The following is a 20099-nucleotide window of genomic DNA, read 5'->3' on the forward strand; positions in this document are numbered from 1 at the left end:
TATTTTGTATATTTTTGCAATCAAATAATAAAGATTAAAATGATCGAGAAATTTTTGCGCGATGAACAAGACCCAAAAGCGGTTGAGAAAGTGTACAGTCGCCTTGCCGACCTGCTAACCAGCGACGAAGAAGTTATATATATATCTGTACAAAAAAAGCCTTTAGTTAACATACTACCGGACTGCATTGCCATTACTAATAAACGCGTTCTCTTTTTCACCCCGGCTAACCTTGGCTTGTCTATAAAGTTTGTTGATTTTGTTTGGAAAGACATTGTTGACGTTTACACCAAAGAAGAGATCATTGGCGCTATATTCAGCGTAAAAACTACCGGTGGCGGCGAAATGGGCGTAGATTACTTACCCAAGGTGCAGGCCCGTAAATTATATCAATACGCCCAGGAACGTAAAGAGTCAGAACGCGAAGCCCGCCGCCTGCGCGACCTGGAGCAAAAACGCGCCGAGTCTGGATCTGTACAATTTGAAACACCATTGCAACCGGTAGCAGCGCAGCAGATTGTTACCCCCACTCCTACTCCTGTGCCGACAGCCGAGCCAAAACCGGAGCCTGTGGCTGTGCCGGATATTTTAACCGAAAAACTTAAAAAGCTGAAAACACTATTTGATAGTGGGCTGATATCGCAAGAAGAGTACAACCACAAAAAATTAGAATTGCTAAGCGATTTGTAATTGCAGACCACATAAAGCAGAAAGGGCCGGAGTTAACTCCGGCCCTTTCTGCTTTATGTGTAAAATTTTTTATTCTGCAATAATCAGAAAATAGTTTTTCTTACCTTTTTGAGCCACTAAAAACTTTCCACCAATCAAGCTATCAGGATTGTAAACAGACTCAACCGATTCGATCTTTATTTTATTGATGGCAACGCCACCACCCTGGATCATTTTCTTCGCCTCACCTTTTGATGCAAAAACAGCTGTATTAGCTGCCAAAAGATCAACAGAATTGATACCAGCCTGCAGATCGATCAAGGCTATCTTAAAGTTAGGTACACCTTCAAACAAGTCAATAACCTCGTTTTCATTCAGCTCATTCAAAAATTCTATACCGGTATTACCAAACAAAAACTCTGACGATTTAACGGCTTTTTCGTATTCAGCTTCATTATGTACGCGAACAGTGATCTCTTTTGCCAACGCCTTTTGCAAAGTACGTTGATGCGGTGCAGCGTCGTGCTCAAGCTCCATGGCTTCAATCACATCGCGCTCAAGTAAGGTAAATATGCGGATATATGCCTTAGCGTCCACATCGGTAGTATTTAACCAAAATTGGTAAAACTGGTAAGGCGATGTACGCGCAGGATCCAACCAAATGGCCCCGCTCTCTGTTTTACCAAATTTAGTGCCGTCGGCTTTCTTAATTAGCCGTGTGGTTAACGCGTAGGCCTCGCCGGCATCTTTACGGCGTATAAATTCGGTACCGGTTACAATGTTTCCCCATTGGTCTGAGCCGCCCATCTGCAACACACAGTTATGGTGTTTCCATAGGTAGTAAAAATCGTAGCCTTGCACTAACTGATAAGTAAACTCGGTAAAAGACATACCGGTATCGCCTTCAAGGCGTTTCTTCACCGAGTCTTTAGCCATCATATAATTAACGGTGATGTGTTTACCCACATCACGTATAAAATCAAGGAAAGTAAAGTTTTTAAACCAATCGTAGTTGTTCACCATTTGGGCGCTATTAGCGCCACTATCAAAGTTTAAAAACTGCTCCAGCTGGCTTTTTACCGCGTCCAGATTATGTTGCAGCACATCCTCAGACAATAGATTACGCTCGGCAGATTTACCTGAAGGATCGCCTACCATACCAGTAGCTCCACCAACCAGGGCATAAGGTTTATGACCCGCCCGCTGAAAGTGTATCAAGGTCATTATTTGAGTTAAGTGACCCACGTGTAACGAATCGGCAGTTGGATCAAAGCCAATATAGCCCGACGCCATACCTTTAATTAAAACATCTTCAGTTCCGGGCATAATGTCATGTAACATCCCCCGCCAGCGTAATTCTTCAACAAAGTTCATTCTGTAATTATAATATATCCCAATAACTATTGGGCGCCAAAGATAAGATAATATAACTTTTATAACAGAACCACACACTCCACATCTTTGGGAATGTTATATTTAATATCGACGCATAACTATTAATACTATATAAACGTTTTAATAAAGGTATTTACCATATTTTTCTTTATTTTAGGTTACAAACCCGGCAATGAATTTTCTATCGCATTATTATTTCGACAGTGATATAACCGACTGTTATTTTATTTTAGGTACCGTACTGCCCGACCTTTTGAAAAATGCAGATAAAACCATCGTTTTACATCCAGAAAAATTAGAACACACAGATGCACACATAAAAAGCCTGCTTTCCGGCTGGAACAAACATCTTGACGTTGACCGTTATTTCCATTCGTCTGAGTTTTTTGCAACACACTCGCATCAATTAAAATTGTTACTTGGGCCAGTTATTGAAGGCTCGCCTGTTAAACCTTTTTTTTTAGGGCATATAGCTGTAGAGTTAATTATAGATAACCTTTTAATTACAACCGGCAGACTGAAGGTCGAAAGCTTTTATGACCAGCTAAAAAGCTGCGATAACACCGTTATTGAGGAATTTTTAAAATTTGCAGGTTTGAAAGACACCACTCGATTCTTCCGTTTTTTTGAAGGATTTAAAAAAGATGGCTACCTTCACAGCTACTCAGAAACCGAGCAAATTGCCTATGCCCTTAAACGTATCTGTATGCGGGTTTGGGATAGTCCCTTCACGCCACTACATGAAAGCCGCATTACTGAAACGGTGATTGCTTATCGCCAATTATTATTACCTGAATTCATGTCGATTTTTGACGAAATTGAAGGCAAGCTTTTAGCGCGGTAGCACTGTATTACCTTTACTTAACACGCTGTAGTTTAAATATATCCGCAAAATGAGCCACTATATTAGCAAAAACCATTAAAAATCAGCATTTAAGATCAAATTAAATTTTTTGAATAAAAATATAGTTCTACCTTTGCAGTCCCAATTAACAAATTGGGAAAAGGAGATAAATTACTTAATGGCAAAAAAACAAGAAGCAGAAAAAGAATTAAAAGCTAACGAAGCAGAACTGGGTACAGTTCAAGCTCAAGGCGAAAAAGAAACTATTGAATCAGAGGCTGATTCAATATCAATCGAAGAGATCAAATCTCAAATTGCAATTGCACCCCTGGAAGATTTTGACTGGGACGCAGATGACAAGAAATTTGGTAACTACAGCGACAGCGAGCGCGAGAAAATGGAGAAATTGTATGATGGAACTTTTAGCTCTATCACCAAAGGCGAAATTATCAGCGGTACGGTTGTAAGTATCAATAACAAAGATGTGGTATTAAACGTAGGTTTTAAATCTGACGGCTTAGTATCGGTTTCTGAATTCCGTGATACACCAGATCTTAAGATCGGTGACGAGGTTGACGTATTTGTAGAGTCGCAAGAAGATGCTAACGGTCAGTTAGTTCTTTCTCGTAAACGTGCAAAAACTCAAAAATCATGGGAGAAAATTAATTCGGCACTTGATAATGATGAGATCATCACTGGCTTTGTTAAAAGCAGAACCAAAGGTGGTTTGATTGTTGATATTATGGGCGTTGAAGCCTTTTTACCAGGTTCACAAATCGACATCAAACCTATCAGGGATTATGACGTTTATGTGGGCAAAACAATGGAATTTAAAGTTGTTAAGATTAACCACGAGTTTAAAAACGTTGTGGTATCGCACAAAGTGCTTATCGAAGACGATCTTGAAAATCAAAAAACTGAAATTGTTGCCAAACTTGAAAAAGGTCAGGTATTGGAAGGTACAGTTAAAAACATTACCGACTTTGGTGTATTTATCGACCTTGGTGGTGTTGACGGTTTATTACACATTACAGATATTTCATGGGGCCGTATTGAGCATCCAAGAGAAGTGTTGGCATTGGATCAAAAAATCAACGTTGTTGTACTTGACTTTGATGACGAGAAAAAACGTATCGCTCTTGGCTTAAAACAATTAACGCCACATCCTTGGCAGTCGCTTGACGAGAACTTAGTAATAGGTTCTAAAGTTAAAGGCCGCATAGTAACTGTTGCTGATTACGGCGCGTTCCTAGAGATCATTCCGGGTGTTGAAGGTTTAATCCACGTGTCAGAAATGTCATGGTCACAAAACCTGCGCAACCCACAAGAGTTCTTAAAGGTTAGCGACGAGATTGAAGCGCAAGTATTGACATTAGATCGCGAAGAGCGTAAAATGTCATTAGGAATAAAACAATTAACTCCAGATCCTTGGCAAAACGCTGCTGATCGTTACGCAGTTGCAACGCAACACGTAGCTACAGTTAAAAACATGACCAACTTTGGTGTGTTTGTTGAGCTTGAAGACGGCATTGATGGTTTGATCCACATTAGCGACTTATCATGGTCTAAGAAAATCAACCATCCTAACGAGTTCACTAAAGTTGGTGAAAAACTAAATGTGGTTGTTTTAGAACTTGACGTTGACAATCGCAAACTAAGCTTAGGTCACAAACAATTAGAAGAAAACCCTTGGGATACTTTTGAAACCGTATTTACTCTTGATTCAATTCATGAAGGTACAATATTGAAAGTAACTGACAAAGGTGCTATTGTTGCGCTACCTTACGGTGTAGAAGGTTTCGTACCTACCAAACACTTGGTTAGAGAAGACGGCAAAAGCGTAAAAGCTGACGAAACTGCTGATTTCAAAATCATTGAGTTTAACAAAGAGAACAAGCGTATCGTTATTTCACACTCACGTATATGGGAAGAAGCTCGCGCTGACGCTCGTGTTCAAGACTTTGAAAACCGTAAAAAAGAAGCAAAATCTGCAACTAACGCGGTTAAAAAAGTGAAAGACTCGGTAGAAAAATCTACTTTGGGTGATCTTTCAGTACTGGCTCAATTAAAAGAGCAAATGGAAGGTGCAGAAACTAAAGCAGCTACTAAAAAAGCAGCAGCTAAAAAATCTGAAGAAGAAGAAGCTAAATAAGCTTTAACCAATACATTTTATTAAGCCCTGTCGAGCAATCGGCAGGGCTTTTTTTGTAGATTTTTTGTCCTCTTCTATTGTAAGATACTGATCAGTTAAACCTAACCGATATAACTAATCTTGTTGTGGCAATAATCGCCAAAATGATTACATTTGCCCAAATCCACCCATACGATGCAAAACCTTACGCTGCTAGACGGTCAAAAGTTTCAAATCACCATTCAACGCCTTTGTCGCCAGTTGATTGAAAACCATAATGATTTTTCTGACACGGTATTAATAGGTATCCAACCACGAGGTATTTACCTGGCCAAGCGAGTAGCTACTGAGCTTCGCCGCATGTTACCTGGCGTTACCATTCATCAGGGAGATATGGACATCACGTTCTACCGCGACGATTTCCGCCGCCGAAGCGCCCCCATTATTCCCAGCGAAACTAAAATGGACTTCATTATTGAAGGCAAGAAGGTTGTGTTGATGGATGATGTCCTTTGGAGCGGCCGTACTATCCGCGCAGGTATGGAGGCCATGTTAGGCTTCGGCCGCCCGCAAAAAGTAGAATTATTAGCATTGGTTGACCGCCGCTATTCTCGTCACCTACCGATTATGCCCGACTATGTAGGCATTGAGGTGGATTCCATCGCATCACAAAAAGTGGTGGTGAGCTGGAATGAAACCGACGGCGAAGACAAAGTAGTGTTGGTATCCGAGACTGAAAAATAGAATGTCGAATTCCGAGATCATAATTTCGGAGTTAGCTTACAACGAAAACTGAATAGAAATAACATAAAATCTGAAATCGAACATTCGAAATCCGATATATAAAAACATGGCAGAACTAAGCACACGGCACTTATTAGGCATTAAAGGCTTAACCTTACAGGATGTTGAATTGATTTTTGAAACGGCAGACCGTTTTAAAGATGTGCTGAACCAGCCGCAGATACGCAAGGTGCCTTCATTGCGCGATTTGACTATCGCCAATATCTTTTTTGAGAACTCAACCCGTACCCGCTTATCGTTTGAATTAGCAGAAAAGCGCCTTTCGGCAGATGTGGTAAACTTTGCCGCATCTTCATCGTCAGTAAGCAAAGGCGAAACGTTGATAGATACGGTAAATAACATCCTTGCCATGAAGGTAGACATGGTGGTAATGCGTCACCCATATGCCGGTGCTGCTACATTTTTGGCAAAACATGTAAAAGCTCAGATAGTAAACGCAGGCGATGGCGCACACGAACACCCTACTCAGGCGCTGCTCGACGCATATTCTATCCGCGAAAAACACGGCGATGTTGCCGGTAAAAAGGTGGTTATAGTGGGTGATATACTGCACTCGCGTGTGGCGCTATCTAACATACTCTGTCTGAAGTTGCTGGGCGCTGAAGTTATGGTTTGCGGCCCTACTACGCTTATACCTAAATACATAGGTGCGCTTGGCGTTAAGGTGGAATACAACCTCCGTAAAGCCCTTAACTGGTGCGATGTTGCCAATATGCTGCGCATACAATTGGAACGACAGGACATTAAATATTTCCCTTCGCTGCGAGAGTATACTATGTTATATGGCTTAAATAAGCAGATATTGGACTCGCTGGATAAAGAGATAACCGTTATGCACCCTGGCCCTATCAACCGCGGTGTGGAGATCACCAGTGATGTAGCTGACAGTAAGCAATCAATTATACTTGACCAGGTAGAGAATGGTGTTGCTGTCCGTATGGCAGTGCTTTATTTACTTGCCGGTCAAAATCCTTCTTAACTAATATTTATGAAAGCTTTGCGCTGCCTGTTTTTGTTTGTGTTTGTGATATCTTTTGCTGCCAATACTACAGCACAAAGCCGGCAATTGCAAAAAACAGACTCTGTATACAGGCTTATAAAAAGGCATATCGGCACAAACGATGCTAACGCTATTTACAACCTGGCGCATATCCGATTTAAGCAATCTATTACACTTGGCAATTTTCGGGATTTTCTTTTCAAGGAGTTATTTTCTTTAGGCGCTATCAAACAAGATTCTCTGGAAACTTTTGTAAATAACCTTACAGCTGGCTACAAAATAACTTTCGACAATGCACCAATGTTGCTTACCATAAGTTTAGCCGAAGATGATAAATTAGCCTATTTTAAGCTTGAGCCATATAAGGCCGCGCCTACCACCAGACCCATCCCGGTACCTACCAGCAACCCGCTAAAATCGCAAACTGATAAATTAATTGATCTGGTAGCCAGGCGCTATATTCAAAAATCAAACACCTTTGGTTTAGCCATAGGTACGTTAATTGATGGCAAAACAAACACCTACTTTTATGGTGAAACCAAAAATGGCAGCGGTAAACTCCCTAACGCTAATACTATTTTCGAGTTAGCCTCCATCAGCAAAACTTTTACGGCCACCCTGTTGGCATGGTATATTAATCAGGGTAAAATCCAATTGAGCGATCCTATTACAGAATACCTTCCCGATACGGTATCCGTTAATCTTGCTTTGCAAAAGGTCACTGTGTTGCAGTTAAGCAATCATACATCGGGCATACCCGGTTTACCTAATAATTTTACCAAGCAAATAAATTATACCGACGCCAATCCGTATAAAAACTACACCAAACAAATGATGTTTGCTTTCCTAAAAAGCTGCACCTTACGCAGCGAGCCAGGTAAAAGCTATGCATACTCCAATCTAGGTGTTGGTTTACTTGGCGTGATACTAGAGCGGGTTAGCAAAAAAACATACGAACAAATGGTAACAGCGATTATTTGCAAACCATTGGCGATGAAGAGCACCATGCAGCACCTACCTGCACCGTTGGCCGCTAATTTTGCTACCCTTTACGACGAAAACGGCTTACCAACCCCCGCCTGGGATTTCGATGCGCTGGCGGCCTGCGGTTCTTTAAAATCAACTATGACCGATCTGTTGTTATACGCTAAGGCAAATATGGTTAATACCGACAGCAAACTTTCGCAGGCTTTTGAGTTAACACACCAAATAACTTTTGACTGCGACGCGCCGGTTGCTTTAGGCTGGCACATCATCACGGTAGACGGTGTTAAGTACATATTCCACAATGGTGGCACCGGGGGCAGCAGCAGCTTTTTGGCGTTTAACCGCGAAAAGAATATCGGGCTGGTCATCCTGTCAAACGCTACCGCCAGTTTAGATGCAACCGGCACAGGCATTTTAAAAACTATCCAATAAAAAACACTTGAGATTTTAACTATTGATAAAACCGCAAAACAATACAGGGATACTTATTTTAAAAATCAAATAGTTATGCTATCACCAACTTTATAAACCGAGTGAAACTTAATTCCTTGTTTATCAAAATGTTTGGTATAAGCTTCATATCGCTGTTTAATAAAAAACTCTTTGGCGTAACCATCATGTACAGGTAGTATCTGCTTGGGTTGCAACCTGTCGGCGAAGTCCGTAATACGTAACTCATTGGCAAAGGGTGCCATAGTTACCATGAGTAATAGCTCTATACCCTTAAACTCTAATAGATCTTTTTCCATCGAGTCTACCGGGTGCAGTACCTTGTCATTGATGATGAAGCCGCTCATCTGCGGCAGTGGATTGTCTAATATTGGTTCATGCACTACATCTATGGCCTGCAACTTAAATGGCCCAAACTGATGTATACCCTCGTGCAATATAGTATGTGTAATATCGGCCTTAGCCAGCTCGGTACTCACTTGCGAGTTAGCGTAAATTCTAGCACCGCTCAACGCCACTATCTTATTCAAAGCATCGGTATCCAAATGATCCGGATGAATATGAGTAACAATAATAAGTTTTACGTCAGCAAACATTTCCGGCCTAACATCCCCTTCAGCAAAGCTAAATTTGCCCGGGTCGAATAGCAGTTTGTAACCGTCTAACTCAAAAACTACACACGAGTGCAGGTACTTAGTGATTTTCATATATAGCTGATAGTTACAGAATAACCTAAGTTATGAATAAAAAGTTTTAGCCTATCCCAGTCCCTCAATAGATAGACTGCAATAGGTTTACAACAACTCCTTCAACTCGTTCAGTCCAGATATGGTAGCTACCATTCCTTCTTCTACTTTCCCAAAACCAAAATCACAGAAGATAAACGGAACGCCGGCTTTTTGGGCAGCGGTAAAATCGCCCATGGTATCGCCAATATAAACCGGGGTTTGCAGGTTATGGTCCTTTACAACATCCAAAATATTCTCTGCCTTAGGCTGATTTTTAGTACCGTAGCATTGGTGCCCCTGAAAGTAATGCTCAAAGCCACTGATCTTAAAGAAAACTTCGATGTAGCCGCTTTGGCAATTGCTGACAATATAGAGTTTGTATTTTGATGAAAGATATTTCAGAGCGTCTTCTAATCCGGGATACAGATCACCGCCTTTATCGCAGAGTATCTCCAGTTCATATTTACTGGCATAGGTTTTAAATTCTTCGCGTTGTTCTTCTGTAAGGTAAGGCAGTAAAGTTTCAAAAATTGCTTTATAAGTCATCCCTGTGATGGTGTGGATCAGCTCAGGCGTAAAATCTTCTTTAATGTAATCTACATGTTGTTTGGCCGACTGCCAGGCCACAGCCACATTAGCCGAACTGTCCCAAAGCGTGCCATCCAAGTCGAAAATTATACTGTCAAATTTGTTTTTAAGCGATGTATTCATAGTGCCGCAAAGGTAGCTTTTCAACGGCTAATCAAGGCTACTTCGGTTTGGGTTAATTGGCTTTCGCGGGTGTTTTTATCCAGAAATGACAGTTTGAGACGACTGACCCAATACCGCTCAAACGTTTTTAAGGTTTTTACTTTATAACCCTGTTGAGTTAAACTTCTCATCTTATCCACAGTAGCGTACATCATAAACGTTCCGACAGGGTATACCGCTTTAACGTCATCGTTGACCGTTATTATAGGCGACGCGATATAAAAGTTCATTGCCGATACATAATCATCGTTTACCTGCACCACCGGGAAATTTGCAGGGTTATGCGCATTGATCCACATCGCCGCCTGGCTCCCCGCCTGGTATTTTAATAACGAAGCGTAGAAAACTGTATTTAGGTAAATATTGATTAAAAAAGAGGCAATCAACGTACGTAGTACTACCTGCGGGATAATTGCCGATGTTATACCTTGGGGCAGAAACACCAGTGCAAATAATAACGCAGCCAAACAAAAGCTAATGGTAATCGAAAGCGTCTCGGGTTTATAAAAAAAATGCAGGACGCCTATCACCGCTATTAACAACACGATTATTACCAACTGTGTGATCTTTATGATCTTGATACTTGTTGCAGCCTTAACCGTGTATAGATACTGCGCCGTGGTTATGGCGAAAAAAGGGAAAACTATATTTAAATAGTGCGGCAACTGAAATTTGGATGCAGAAAACAGCAGGAAGGTCAACAACGAAGCGCTGATGCAGTACCAGTCGGTAGCTTTTAAGCGCTTACTGCCATCTTTGATAAACCTGTATATCGCCACAAACAACAACAACGACCATGGCAAAAAGGCCCATAAAGTAGTATGAATAAAAAAGCTTGGATCACCATTACCTTTAATAGGCCCGGTGTTAAAGAAACGGCCAAACTGACTATCCCAAAAGAAGAAACGGATGCCCGACACGTTGTGCTGACCAAAGACAAGTTTTTCTGGATGAGCATCAAATTGCCGATACAGGCAATACAGTTCAGGCAATATGAATATAAAAATAAAAATAACTCCCACTAGCCAACGCAGGTGAAACAGCGACTTCCATTGCTGGGTGATGATGAAATGCCCGACAATGGCCCCTCCAATAGGGATAATCGCAAACATCCCCTTAGTCATTATTGCGCAGGCGATGAACATGCATCCCCATAAAAGTTGTACGTAGTTGTTGGCAATGTGGGCCTTATATAGATGGTAAACAGCCGCGATAATAAGCCCGGTTAAATAAGGCTCGGCACGTACGTCATTATTTGAAAGTACGATATGTTGAGCAGTAAGCAATATAAGGCATGCCCACAAGCCCACTTGCCTGTTATAAAGATCCTTGCCAAATAAATAGGTATAAAACGCACCTACAAATAAAAACAGAATAGCGGGCAACTTGTAAGCCCAGGTGCTAATACCAAACAATTTAAATGATAAGGCGCCAACCCAAAACGGAAAGTGGGGCTTATCCAGCCAATCTGTACCGTAAGCGTACAAATCAACAAAATTGTTACGTTGCGCCATAGTCTTGGCAATAGAGGCATACAGCGTACCGTCGGGACCGATGACAGGTACAAACAAACCGCTTAAATTGACAATAATAGCTATACCTATAAACAGGTAGAGCCATTTTTCGGCAATTGCTAAGGTGGTTTTTTGCATGTCAACGCAAATGTAAGCAGAGTTTTGCTATTGGGTGTTAATGTTTTTTTACATTAAATTTATAACGTCGATATCACCAAATGTCGAACGATAACCAAAAAATAACCGCAAGATGAAAAAATTACTGTTAGCAGCGTTCGCGCTATTACTTACCCCAGTTGTGCTACTGGCACAAACCGGCAAGGTGTTTGACAATCTAACCCTACCTAGTAAAATATTGAAAGGCGACCGCAAATTTGCGCTTTACCTGCCGCCTGACTACGAAACATCAAACCGCGCCTACCCGGTACTGTATCTTTTACATGGGTCTGGCGATAATCAGACGGGCTGGGTGACCTTTGGCGAGGTGCTACGCATTACAGACAAAGCAATTGCCGACGGCACTGCCACGCCAATGATCATAGTAATGCCTGATGCCGATAGCGGACGCCGGGGTTATTTTAATGACGTCAAGGGCGATTGGAACTACGAGGATTTCTTTTTCCAGGAGCTGATGCCCTACATAGAGAAAAAGTACCGTGTAAAGGTTGAAAAACGCTCGCGCGCGGTGGCTGGCCTGTCCATGGGTGGCGGCGGTACGTTAATGTATGCCATGCACCATCCCGAATTATTCTCATCTGCCGCACCACTTAGCGCGGCTGTGGGGCCATTAACTGTAGACGAAACTATCCGTAACGTTAAACGCTCATTACCTAATGCGCCTGATTCTGTAGCGACAAATTATTACAATCGCCACAGCGCAATAGCTTTAGTAAACAATATGCCTGATAAAGACAAAAAAGCCGTACGCTGGTATATTGATTGTGGTGATGACGACTTTTTATTTGAAGGTAATTCGCTGCTGCACATTGCTATGCGCAAAAAAGGCATTGAGCATGAGTACCGCAACCGCGACGGAGGCCACACCTGGACTTACTGGCGCACAGCTTTACCAACGGTATTGCAATTTGTGTCCGACTCGTTTCACCAGTTCTAGATTTCAAACACAAAGAGCAGCTTCAGCTGCTCTTTGTGTTACCTATACCCCTGGGCCTGCAATTCAAACAGTTCGGCGTAAATGCCGCCGTTTGACAGCAACTCTTCGTGGCTGCCTATTTCTTTCAGTTCGCCTTTCTCTAATACCAATATCCGATCAGCCATGCGTACAGTACTGAAACGGTGCGATATGAGGATCGCAGATTTGCCTTTAGTTAACTCTGCGAACCGTTGAAACACCTCATACTCCGCACGGGCATCAAGCGCAGACGTTGGTTCGTCTAAAATCAGCAACTGGGCATCGCGCATATAAGCACGTGCGAGGGCTATTTTTTGCCACTCGCCGCCTGATAGCTCTACCCCATCTGCAAAGCGTTTACCCAATTGCTGATCATAGCCTCCGGGTAACTTTTCTGTAAGTTTATCTGCGAGGCTTTGTTGGGCGGATCGCTCTATTAGTTCCCGGTCACTTATCTTGCTGATATTTCCTACGGCGATATTCTGCGCTACCGTCATTTGATAACGCAGGTAATCTTGAAAAATAATACCGACATTAAGGCGCAGATCTGCCAAATCATATTGACGCAGGTCTATACCCTCTAATAAGATCCGGCCCTCGGTAGGGTCATATAATCGAGACAGCAACTTTACCAGTGTGGTTTTACCGGCGCCGTTTTCCCCAACCAGGGCCAGCTTCTCGCCGGGTAACAGCGTAAAACTGAGGTGCCGGTTTGCCCATCGGTCTGAATTGAGATACCTAAAACCAACATTTTCAAACACAAAGCCCTGCTTTAAACTTTCGGGAAAGGGCAACGCTTTGGCAGCCTGCGTTATTTTAGGTTGGATCTCGAAAAATTCAAAGAAATCGCGCAAATAAATTGCCCCTTGAGATACGGCTGTAAACCGGGTCAAAATCCCTTCGAGTAAACTTCGTAACTGCCTGAACGAGCCTGCTAAAAATGCCAGATCACCTATGGTAACCCTACCCTCTATCGCCCTGTAAATAATGAAAACATACGCAGCATAATAACCAACACTGCCTAACATGGCAAATAAGGTCCCCCATAATGATCTCTGGATAGACAAGCGTTTGCTATCGTGATAAAAACTGTCAGACAACTTTTTGAACCGGTCTGTAATGAAACCCGACAGATCGAAGATCTTGATCTCTTTAGCCGTTTGATCGCTGGCTGCTAAATAGCGCAAATAGTCAAGCTCACGCCTTTCGGGCGTCTGGCCGCGGGTGAGTAAATAGTTTCTATCATTAAAATAAGATTCGCCCAAAAACGCCGGAATTATAGCAACTAGTAACAATACAATAAGCCATGGGTTAAAGGCCATTAAACCGGTAGCTAAAAATGCCATTGTGATGATATCCTGCACCTGGCTCATAATTTGCGATAGCAAAATGGTACGGCCGGTGGTTTGCTGGCGTGCACGCTCTAACTTATCGTAAAACACAGCATCTTCAAACTGGTCAAGATCAAGCGTTGCCGCATGGTTCATTATTTTAATAGATGTATAGTTGCCAAACCTGTCGCCAAGCAAGCTATCCATAAGGGTAATAGCACGGCTAAAGCCATCTGTTAAAATGGCTAAGGCAAACTCCACGCCTACTAATTGCCACAAGTAATGGGTATCTGTATTATGCGTTTTGCTTAACAATACAACCTCATCAATAATGAGCTTGCCCACATACAGTAAAGCCACCGGCATAGCCGAGCGGATAACCCGCAGCCCAAAACTCGCCGTCGTCATCCAGGGGTTTGTTTGCCAAACCAATTTAAAAAACGGGGGTAAATTACGTAGCGCCTGCAGGCGTTCTTTAAAAGTTAGACTGTCTTTAACTTTATTTATCTCGGGGCGGGCCAATTGATTTTATTATAGTGTAAAATAAATTAACTATCACAACAGCGATAAATGGCACAGTGCCAAATTTATGACTCACGGGCATTATCGCAGTATTATTTCTTCGCCGTATTTAACAACTTATAGCCCACCAGCTCATCCCATCGGCCGTTAATTGGGCGATAATAAACTAAAAGCTGATAGTCATTTTCGGTTTCAAAATGAGTTCCTTCAATTGGTATGTCGCTGCGGACACCGGTGCGGGCATCAACCCAGACATACTCATAATCATAAACGCCTTGTTTTATAAACTGACTGGTGAAAAAACGGCCTTTTACAGGCTCGTATTCCATTTTGCTTAGAGCATCTATTTTATAATCGTTAAACCGGCCAACCACGTAGGCTGCCCCGTCTTTGTCTGATTTGTTAGTCGCAAGGCTGAAATACACGTGGGCATAATCACCATCGCGACGAGGCTCAAAACCATCTGTGTTCAAAATAAAGTAGTTTCCGTTGTTATCAAACTGGAAGGAGTAACGTGTCTCATTACGCAACGGGTCGCCCAACAGCATTACCGTATTGGCCGTATCACGATAGATGCGACCTACCCTTTCGGTATTGACACGTAATGTGCGGAGATCAAAACGCCTAAACTCGTTACGGCCCGCAAAATCATTAATACTTACATCGTTATAAATCAGCTGCGTACCACGTATGCTGGTTGGCGTAACGTTCCACATAGCTGTCTCTGGGCGCATGTTTTGCATCAAAAGCACTTTAATATCGCGGTTGGGGTTTTGTACATTTAGCGAGCCGTAATTAACCTGATAGTTTATTTTTTGGTTGGTTTGACGATACGAGGGATTAGACGATGTAAGCACATCGCCGGACACACTTACTTTATTATTTAACACATACAATTTGCGCGTAAACAGCGGTTTTTCTTTGTTACTATCCTCATAAACCTTTAAGCTATAATTACCTGATATTTTAAAACTCATGTTTTGGTTTGGGAACTTAACCTCGTAATGTGTATATTTTTGGATGGTATTTGTTGAGTATACGTAATCAATGATTTTGTCTTCTCTGAAACCCTGCAGATACTCGGCAACGGCCACATTTGTAGGCAACCACTTACTGTCGCAATGCTCAAATGTGTAATAGTAATTGCGTACGCTGCCACGCAGATCATCAAAAGCCAACTGAAGCTGCTCGCCACTCTGAAGAACGATAATAGGAAATGAGGCTTCTTTTGCTGTGCTAGATAACTGAATAGATTTTATATACTGATTAAAAACGCTATCGGCATAAGGCTTTTGGGCAAAGCTATTAAGGGCGAAGGATAGCAATATAATAACACAAATGTATTTCCTCATATCGCAATGTATAACCAAAAATCAAAACATTTAGTATGTCATTGCCAGCGTAGCGAGGCAACCACGAACTTAACAGCGTGCGATTGCTCCGTCGCTCGCAATGATAATACTTGTTTAAAATTACGCTTCCAGTTCCATGATTTGCTCTGCCAGATATTCCCATTGTTGCTGAACCTTTGTTAGTTCGTCTTTCTTTAGGGCGTAAGCAGCATTGGTTTCTTTTAGTTTGGCGCTGTCATTATATATTTTGTCGTCCGCTAGCTTAGCTTCAAACTCTTTAATCGCTTTTTCTAAACCAGCTACCTGATCTTCCATCCTGATCAAATCCTGATTTAGTTTTTTTAACTGCTGATGCTTGTTTTCATTAGGCTGGCTCTGCTTAACCGGCTCAAGTTTCTTTTCTTCTTTTTTAGGTGCAGGTGCTTCAACTTTAGGGTCAAGTATACGCTTAGCGTTCCATTCGTCGTATTCGGCGTAAGTACCCGGGTATTGTTTGATCTTTTGGTTTTCAATAAACCAGATCTTATTAGCCACATTATCCAGGAAGTATCTATCGTGAGATACAACGATCACTGTACCTTCGTATTGCTGTAAAGCCTGTATCAGGATATTAACCGAAGCCATATCCAAGTGGTTGGTAGGCTCATCAAGTACCAGGAAGTTAGCATCGGCGGTTAAAGCCTTAGCTAAAGCCACACGAGATTTCTCGCCACCCGACAATACCTTGATCTTTTTAAATACATCATCGCCGGTAAATAAAAATGAACCCAATATGGAGCGAAGCTCGGTATCAGTATGCTTTGGAGCAAATGATTGTAACTCTGCCAGTATCTGGTTTTCCAAGTGTAAGCTCTCCAGCTGATGTTGCGCGAAAAAAGTTTGGCTAACGTTATGCCCCGTTACTGCTGTACCCTTAAATTCTTTATCGGCGCCGGCAACAATACGTAATAGCGTCGATTTACCTTTACCATTTGCACCAATCAATGCAATTTTATCCCCTTTTTCAATAATCGCTTCGGCATCTTCAAGGATATCTATATTAGGATATTTCTTGGTGATATGCTCCAGCGTTACTACGTGGCGACCTGACGGCTTACTGAATTTGAAGCTAAAGTTAACCTCAGGATTATCATCATCGACATCATCAACACGCTCCAACTTATCAAGCATTTTGATACGCGACTGTGCCATTTTTGCTTTTGAAGCCTTGGCACGAAAACGCTCAATTAAACGCTCCTCTTGTTTTATTTTTGATTGCTGATTTTTAAACTCGCCACGTTGGATCTCTGCACGTAAAGCTTTTTCTTCCAGGTAAAAAGTGTAGTTACCCGCGTAAACATTCAGCTTACCTTTACGAGATTCTACGGTACGGTTAATAACTTTATCCAGGAACCATCTATCGTGAGACACAATAATGATAGCGCCGTTAAACGCTTTCAAATAATCTTCTAACCATTGTATAGACGGTAAGTCCAGGTGATTGGTAGGCTCATCCAGTAACAGGATATCCGGTGCCTGCAGTAAAATCTTGGCTAACATTACACGCATACGCCATCCACCAGAAAAGGTACTTAGCTTACGCTGGCAATCAGCATCGGTAAAACCCAAACCCGCTAAAATCTCGTGCGCTTTATATTCGATATTATAACCGTCAAGCGCTTCAAATTCTGATTGTTTGTCACTTAGTTTGTGAATCAGGTCTTCAGTGTAGTCGGTCTCCAGCTTTTTTAATAAAACTTCAATCTCATCATGTAATTGATTTTGGCGCTCAAAAGCTTCCATAGCCACATGTACAATGCTCTTGTCAGATGAGTACGACAACAAATCCTGGTTAAGGTAGCCCATAGTAAGGTCCTTAGCCATTGATATGGTGCCTGATGTAGGTTTGAAGTCGCCTACAATTATTTTTAAAAGGGTAGTTTTGCCGGTTCCATTAGCGCCAATAAGGCCTATTTTTTCTCCCGGTTTAATATGCCAGTTAGCTTCGTCATATAATGCCCTTGCACCTATCTCGAACGTCAGATTATTTATTGCGATCATTTGGCCGCAAAGGTACGCTTTTTAAGCCGGGCTTAAAAGGGAAGATTGGCGACTGAAGATTAAAGATTTCGTCATCGCAATTTAAAAAACTGATCTCTGATCTCCAATTGCTACTCTTTATTATCTACCCCTTCACTGCCTCTAACCACGTACGCGCCATTAAAGCCGCTCCCGCTATTGACGGATGCACGCCGTCGCCTGTCCAGTAGCTTGGGGGTGCCTGAGTAATGGCTTTGTCAAACGCGGTTTGATAAGGCACAAACGGGGCGTTATATTCAGCAGCGATATCTTTGGCCGCTTTTCTATATTTATCGAATTCGGGATACCAATCTTTAGTAACAGATTTAACATTTAACACACCAAACGGCTCACAGATTATAAGCTTTACATTCGGCAGGGCCGCTTTTGTGCGGTCTAACAGCTTTCTGTAATCGCCAATGTAATCATCGATGGTGCCTTTATAGCTTCCATTTAAGGTGTGCCAGTAGTCGTTAACACCAACATGGATACTCAGGATGTTTGGCTTGATCTCCAATGCTTCAGCGTCCCACCGGGTGGCCAATTGATTAACCTTATTACCGCTGATGCCTTTGTTGTAGATCTTCAGATCTTTTTCAGGATTATTCAACAGTAACTGGCTGGCAGCCATATAAGCGTAGCCATTACCCAAAGCACCGTTATTATTTGGCGACCATGCATTACGGTTGTTACGGCCCGAATCGGTAATCGAATCTCCCTGAAAAAGTATAATATCACCTTTTTCAATACTTACTTTTTTCCCCTTAGGGGCGGCAAAAGTTTCAGAAACTATGGCCGGTATGCTAATAGCTGCGGCAGCGCCTATAGATGCATTACGGATAAAACTACGACGATTGGGTTGCGATGATTCTTTCATATAAGGAATACGGGGTGTTTTTAAGCTGATTGCGCTGCGGGCGCGAGGGTTTATAATTGTTGCCCTAAACTACAACATTCTTTTAAAAATCAAAACATTAAACAACTAACTTTGCGGCCATGTATCAGTTGATAAAACCCATCCTATTCGGTTTTGACCCCGAGAACGTCCACTACTTTGTTACACGCAACTTAAAACGTTTTAACCGCCTGCCGGGCGGGGCCGCTATAGCAAGGGCAGTATGGGATTTTAAGGACCAGAAATTAGAAAAGGAAGTTTTTGGATTGAAATTCCCTAACCCTGTTGGCTTGGCTGCAGGTTTTGACAAAAATGCCGAAGTGATAAGCGAGTTGGCTAATATCGGTTTTGGTTTTATTGAGGTGGGTACGGTTACACCTCTACCTCAACCGGGCAACGCGAAACCCAGGATGTTTAGAAGCCCGGCTGACAAAGCCATCATTAACCGTATGGGCTTTAACAACCTTGGTGTGGATGTAGCAGCCGAGCGCATAGCGGCTTATCGCAGAAACGCTCCTGCAGCGCAAAAAGGACTGATTATTGGTGGCAACATCGGCAAAAATAAAAACACCCCCAATGAGGACGCTGTAAGTGACTACATTAAATGCTTTGACCGCCTGTTTAATGTGGTTGATTATTTTGTGGTAAATGTTAGCTCGCCAAACACCCCCGGCTTGCGCGACTTGCAGGAAAAAGCGCCCCTAATGGAACTTTTAAATACTCTGCAACAACGCAACTGTAAGAACGACATCAGTCGCCCTATTCTTTTAAAAATAGCTCCCGATTTGACCAATGAGCAGCTAGATGATATTGTTGAGATTGTTCAACAAACGAAAATTGCAGGCGTTATTGCAACAAATACAACAATAGATAAATCAAACCTGACAAATGAAAACCTTAAACAAGAAGCAGGCGGATTGAGCGGCGCGCCATTAACCAAACGATCTACTGAAGTAATTCGTTACCTGTCGCAAAAATCTAACGCGTCTTTCCCTATTATCGGCGTTGGTGGCATACATTCTGAAGCCGACGCAGTAGAGAAGCTTGAGGCGGGTGCGTCCCTTATACAGCTTTATACAGGTTTTATTTATGAAGGGCCAGGGCTGATTAGCAGGATCAATAAGAGGATATTGTCATTAATGTAATATGAACCTTGATCATGGTTCATACAAAATCAAACAAAATATCCCGCCGGCAAGCCGGCAGGATTTATAAAATCACAATCTATAGATAGATTAGTTGTTTGCAGCAGCAGCTTTTGCTAATGCAATGTTGTTGATAGTTACTTGACTTCTAGGTGACTCTGCAGAACGGCTACCTGCTTCAAGGTTAGTAGCATTCTTTAAAAACTGAACTTCTAATCTTGAGAAAGTTTTGTTTCTTCTATCTTTTCTTTTTAAACGTGTTACGCCCATGATGTTTACTTTGATATTGTATGTTAATTAACCCTGAGGTCGGAAGCGGATTCGAACCGCTGTAGGAGGTTTTGCAGACCTCTGCCTAGCCACTCGGCCATCCGACCTTTTTTCTAAAGGAT

Annotated in this window: 17 protein-coding genes and 1 tRNA gene; 8 read left to right on the forward strand and 10 right to left on the reverse strand. The window is 42.1% G+C overall.

The features are described 5' to 3' along the window. Window positions 1-39 precede the first annotated feature (39 nt). Window positions 40-690: a PH domain-containing protein gene (locus ACFSYC_RS16135; protein ID WP_377129683.1), complete on the forward strand. Its 651-nt coding sequence runs from the start codon at window positions 40-42 to the stop codon at window positions 688-690. Window positions 691-759: 69 nt separating this feature from the next. Here ACFSYC_RS16135 and tyrS read toward each other — a convergent pair whose 3' ends face one another. Beyond that, window positions 760-2043, reverse strand: coding sequence for a tyrosine--tRNA ligase (gene tyrS / locus ACFSYC_RS16140; RefSeq protein ID WP_377129685.1), 1284 nt, complete (start codon window positions 2041-2043; stop codon window positions 760-762). 193 nt (window positions 2044-2236) lie between these two features. On the opposite strand from tyrS, the gene ACFSYC_RS16145 reads away from it, so the two are divergent. From ACFSYC_RS16145 to ACFSYC_RS16165, 5 genes are all read left to right on the forward strand, one after another. Beyond that, a complete protein-coding gene (locus ACFSYC_RS16145) occupies window positions 2237-2908 on the forward strand; it encodes a hypothetical protein (protein WP_377129687.1) in 672 nt (223 codons plus the stop codon). A 178-nt stretch (window positions 2909-3086) separates the two neighbouring features. Further along, entirely contained in the window at window positions 3087-5060 is a 1974-nt protein-coding gene (gene rpsA, locus ACFSYC_RS16150) for a 30S ribosomal protein S1 (RefSeq protein ID WP_377129688.1), read from the forward strand. Window positions 5061-5234: 174 nt separating this feature from the next. Then, window positions 5235-5783, forward strand: coding sequence for a bifunctional pyr operon transcriptional regulator/uracil phosphoribosyltransferase PyrR (gene pyrR, locus ACFSYC_RS16155; RefSeq protein ID WP_377129690.1), 549 nt, complete (start codon window positions 5235-5237; stop codon window positions 5781-5783). A 106-nt stretch (window positions 5784-5889) separates the two neighbouring features. Beyond that, a complete protein-coding gene (locus ACFSYC_RS16160; RefSeq protein ID WP_377129691.1) occupies window positions 5890-6822 on the forward strand; it encodes an aspartate carbamoyltransferase catalytic subunit in 933 nt (310 codons plus the stop codon). 9 nt (window positions 6823-6831) lie between these two features. Next, complete coding sequence (locus ACFSYC_RS16165; RefSeq protein ID WP_377129692.1) at window positions 6832-8262, forward strand: serine hydrolase domain-containing protein; 1431 nt, start codon at window positions 6832-6834, stop codon at window positions 8260-8262. 65 nt (window positions 8263-8327) lie between these two features. Here ACFSYC_RS16165 and ACFSYC_RS16170 read toward each other — a convergent pair whose 3' ends face one another. From ACFSYC_RS16170 to ACFSYC_RS16180, 3 genes are all read right to left on the reverse strand, one after another. Then, window positions 8328-8987 carry an MBL fold metallo-hydrolase gene (locus ACFSYC_RS16170; RefSeq protein ID WP_377129694.1) on the reverse strand — a complete coding sequence of 220 codons (660 nt, stop codon included), beginning with the start codon at window positions 8985-8987 and terminating at the stop codon, window positions 8328-8330. Window positions 8988-9074: 87 nt separating this feature from the next. Next, on the reverse strand, window positions 9075-9719 hold the full coding sequence (locus tag ACFSYC_RS16175; RefSeq protein WP_377129696.1) for an HAD family hydrolase: 645 nt from the start codon (window positions 9717-9719) through the stop codon (window positions 9075-9077). Window positions 9720-9739: 20 nt separating this feature from the next. Then, a complete protein-coding gene (locus ACFSYC_RS16180) occupies window positions 9740-11410 on the reverse strand; it encodes an ArnT family glycosyltransferase (protein ID WP_377129697.1) in 1671 nt (556 codons plus the stop codon). 112 nt (window positions 11411-11522) lie between these two features. Between ACFSYC_RS16180 and ACFSYC_RS16185 the strand changes: the two genes are divergently transcribed. After that, the gene (locus tag ACFSYC_RS16185) at window positions 11523-12386 is read left to right on the forward strand and encodes an alpha/beta hydrolase (protein WP_377129698.1); all 864 of its coding nucleotides are present in this window, start codon (window positions 11523-11525) and stop codon (window positions 12384-12386) included. A gap of 38 nt (window positions 12387-12424) precedes the next feature. Here the strand turns inward: ACFSYC_RS16185 and ACFSYC_RS16190 are convergent, their stop codons facing one another. From ACFSYC_RS16190 to ACFSYC_RS16205, 4 genes are all read right to left on the reverse strand, one after another. Next, window positions 12425-14143, reverse strand: coding sequence for an ABC transporter ATP-binding protein (locus tag ACFSYC_RS16190; RefSeq protein ID WP_377129699.1), 1719 nt, complete (start codon window positions 14141-14143; stop codon window positions 12425-12427). Between the two features lie 206 nt (window positions 14144-14349). After that, a complete protein-coding gene (locus ACFSYC_RS16195) occupies window positions 14350-15609 on the reverse strand; it encodes a type IX secretion system plug protein (RefSeq protein ID WP_377129700.1) in 1260 nt (419 codons plus the stop codon). 120 nt (window positions 15610-15729) lie between these two features. Then, window positions 15730-17649, reverse strand: coding sequence for a ribosomal protection-like ABC-F family protein (gene abc-f / locus ACFSYC_RS16200; RefSeq protein ID WP_377129701.1), 1920 nt, complete (start codon window positions 17647-17649; stop codon window positions 15730-15732). A gap of 124 nt (window positions 17650-17773) precedes the next feature. Further along, window positions 17774-18544, reverse strand: a complete 771-nt coding sequence (locus tag ACFSYC_RS16205; protein ID WP_377129702.1) for an SGNH/GDSL hydrolase family protein — start codon at window positions 18542-18544, stop codon at window positions 17774-17776. 119 nt (window positions 18545-18663) lie between these two features. Between ACFSYC_RS16205 and ACFSYC_RS16210 the strand changes: the two genes are divergently transcribed. Further along, on the forward strand, window positions 18664-19707 hold the full coding sequence (locus tag ACFSYC_RS16210; RefSeq protein ID WP_377129703.1) for a quinone-dependent dihydroorotate dehydrogenase: 1044 nt from the start codon (window positions 18664-18666) through the stop codon (window positions 19705-19707). Between the two features lie 90 nt (window positions 19708-19797). On the opposite strand, the gene ACFSYC_RS16215 is transcribed toward ACFSYC_RS16210, so the two are convergent. Continuing rightward, complete coding sequence (locus tag ACFSYC_RS16215; protein WP_377129705.1) at window positions 19798-19977, reverse strand: spore protein; 180 nt, start codon at window positions 19975-19977, stop codon at window positions 19798-19800. A 36-nt stretch (window positions 19978-20013) separates the two neighbouring features. Then, window positions 20014-20084, reverse strand: a tRNA-Cys gene (locus tag ACFSYC_RS16220). Window positions 20085-20099: the final 15 nt, after the last annotated feature.

It is taken from the genome of Mucilaginibacter antarcticus (assembly GCF_042686155.1).
Lineage (GTDB): Bacteria > Bacteroidota > Bacteroidia > Sphingobacteriales > Sphingobacteriaceae > Mucilaginibacter > Mucilaginibacter antarcticus.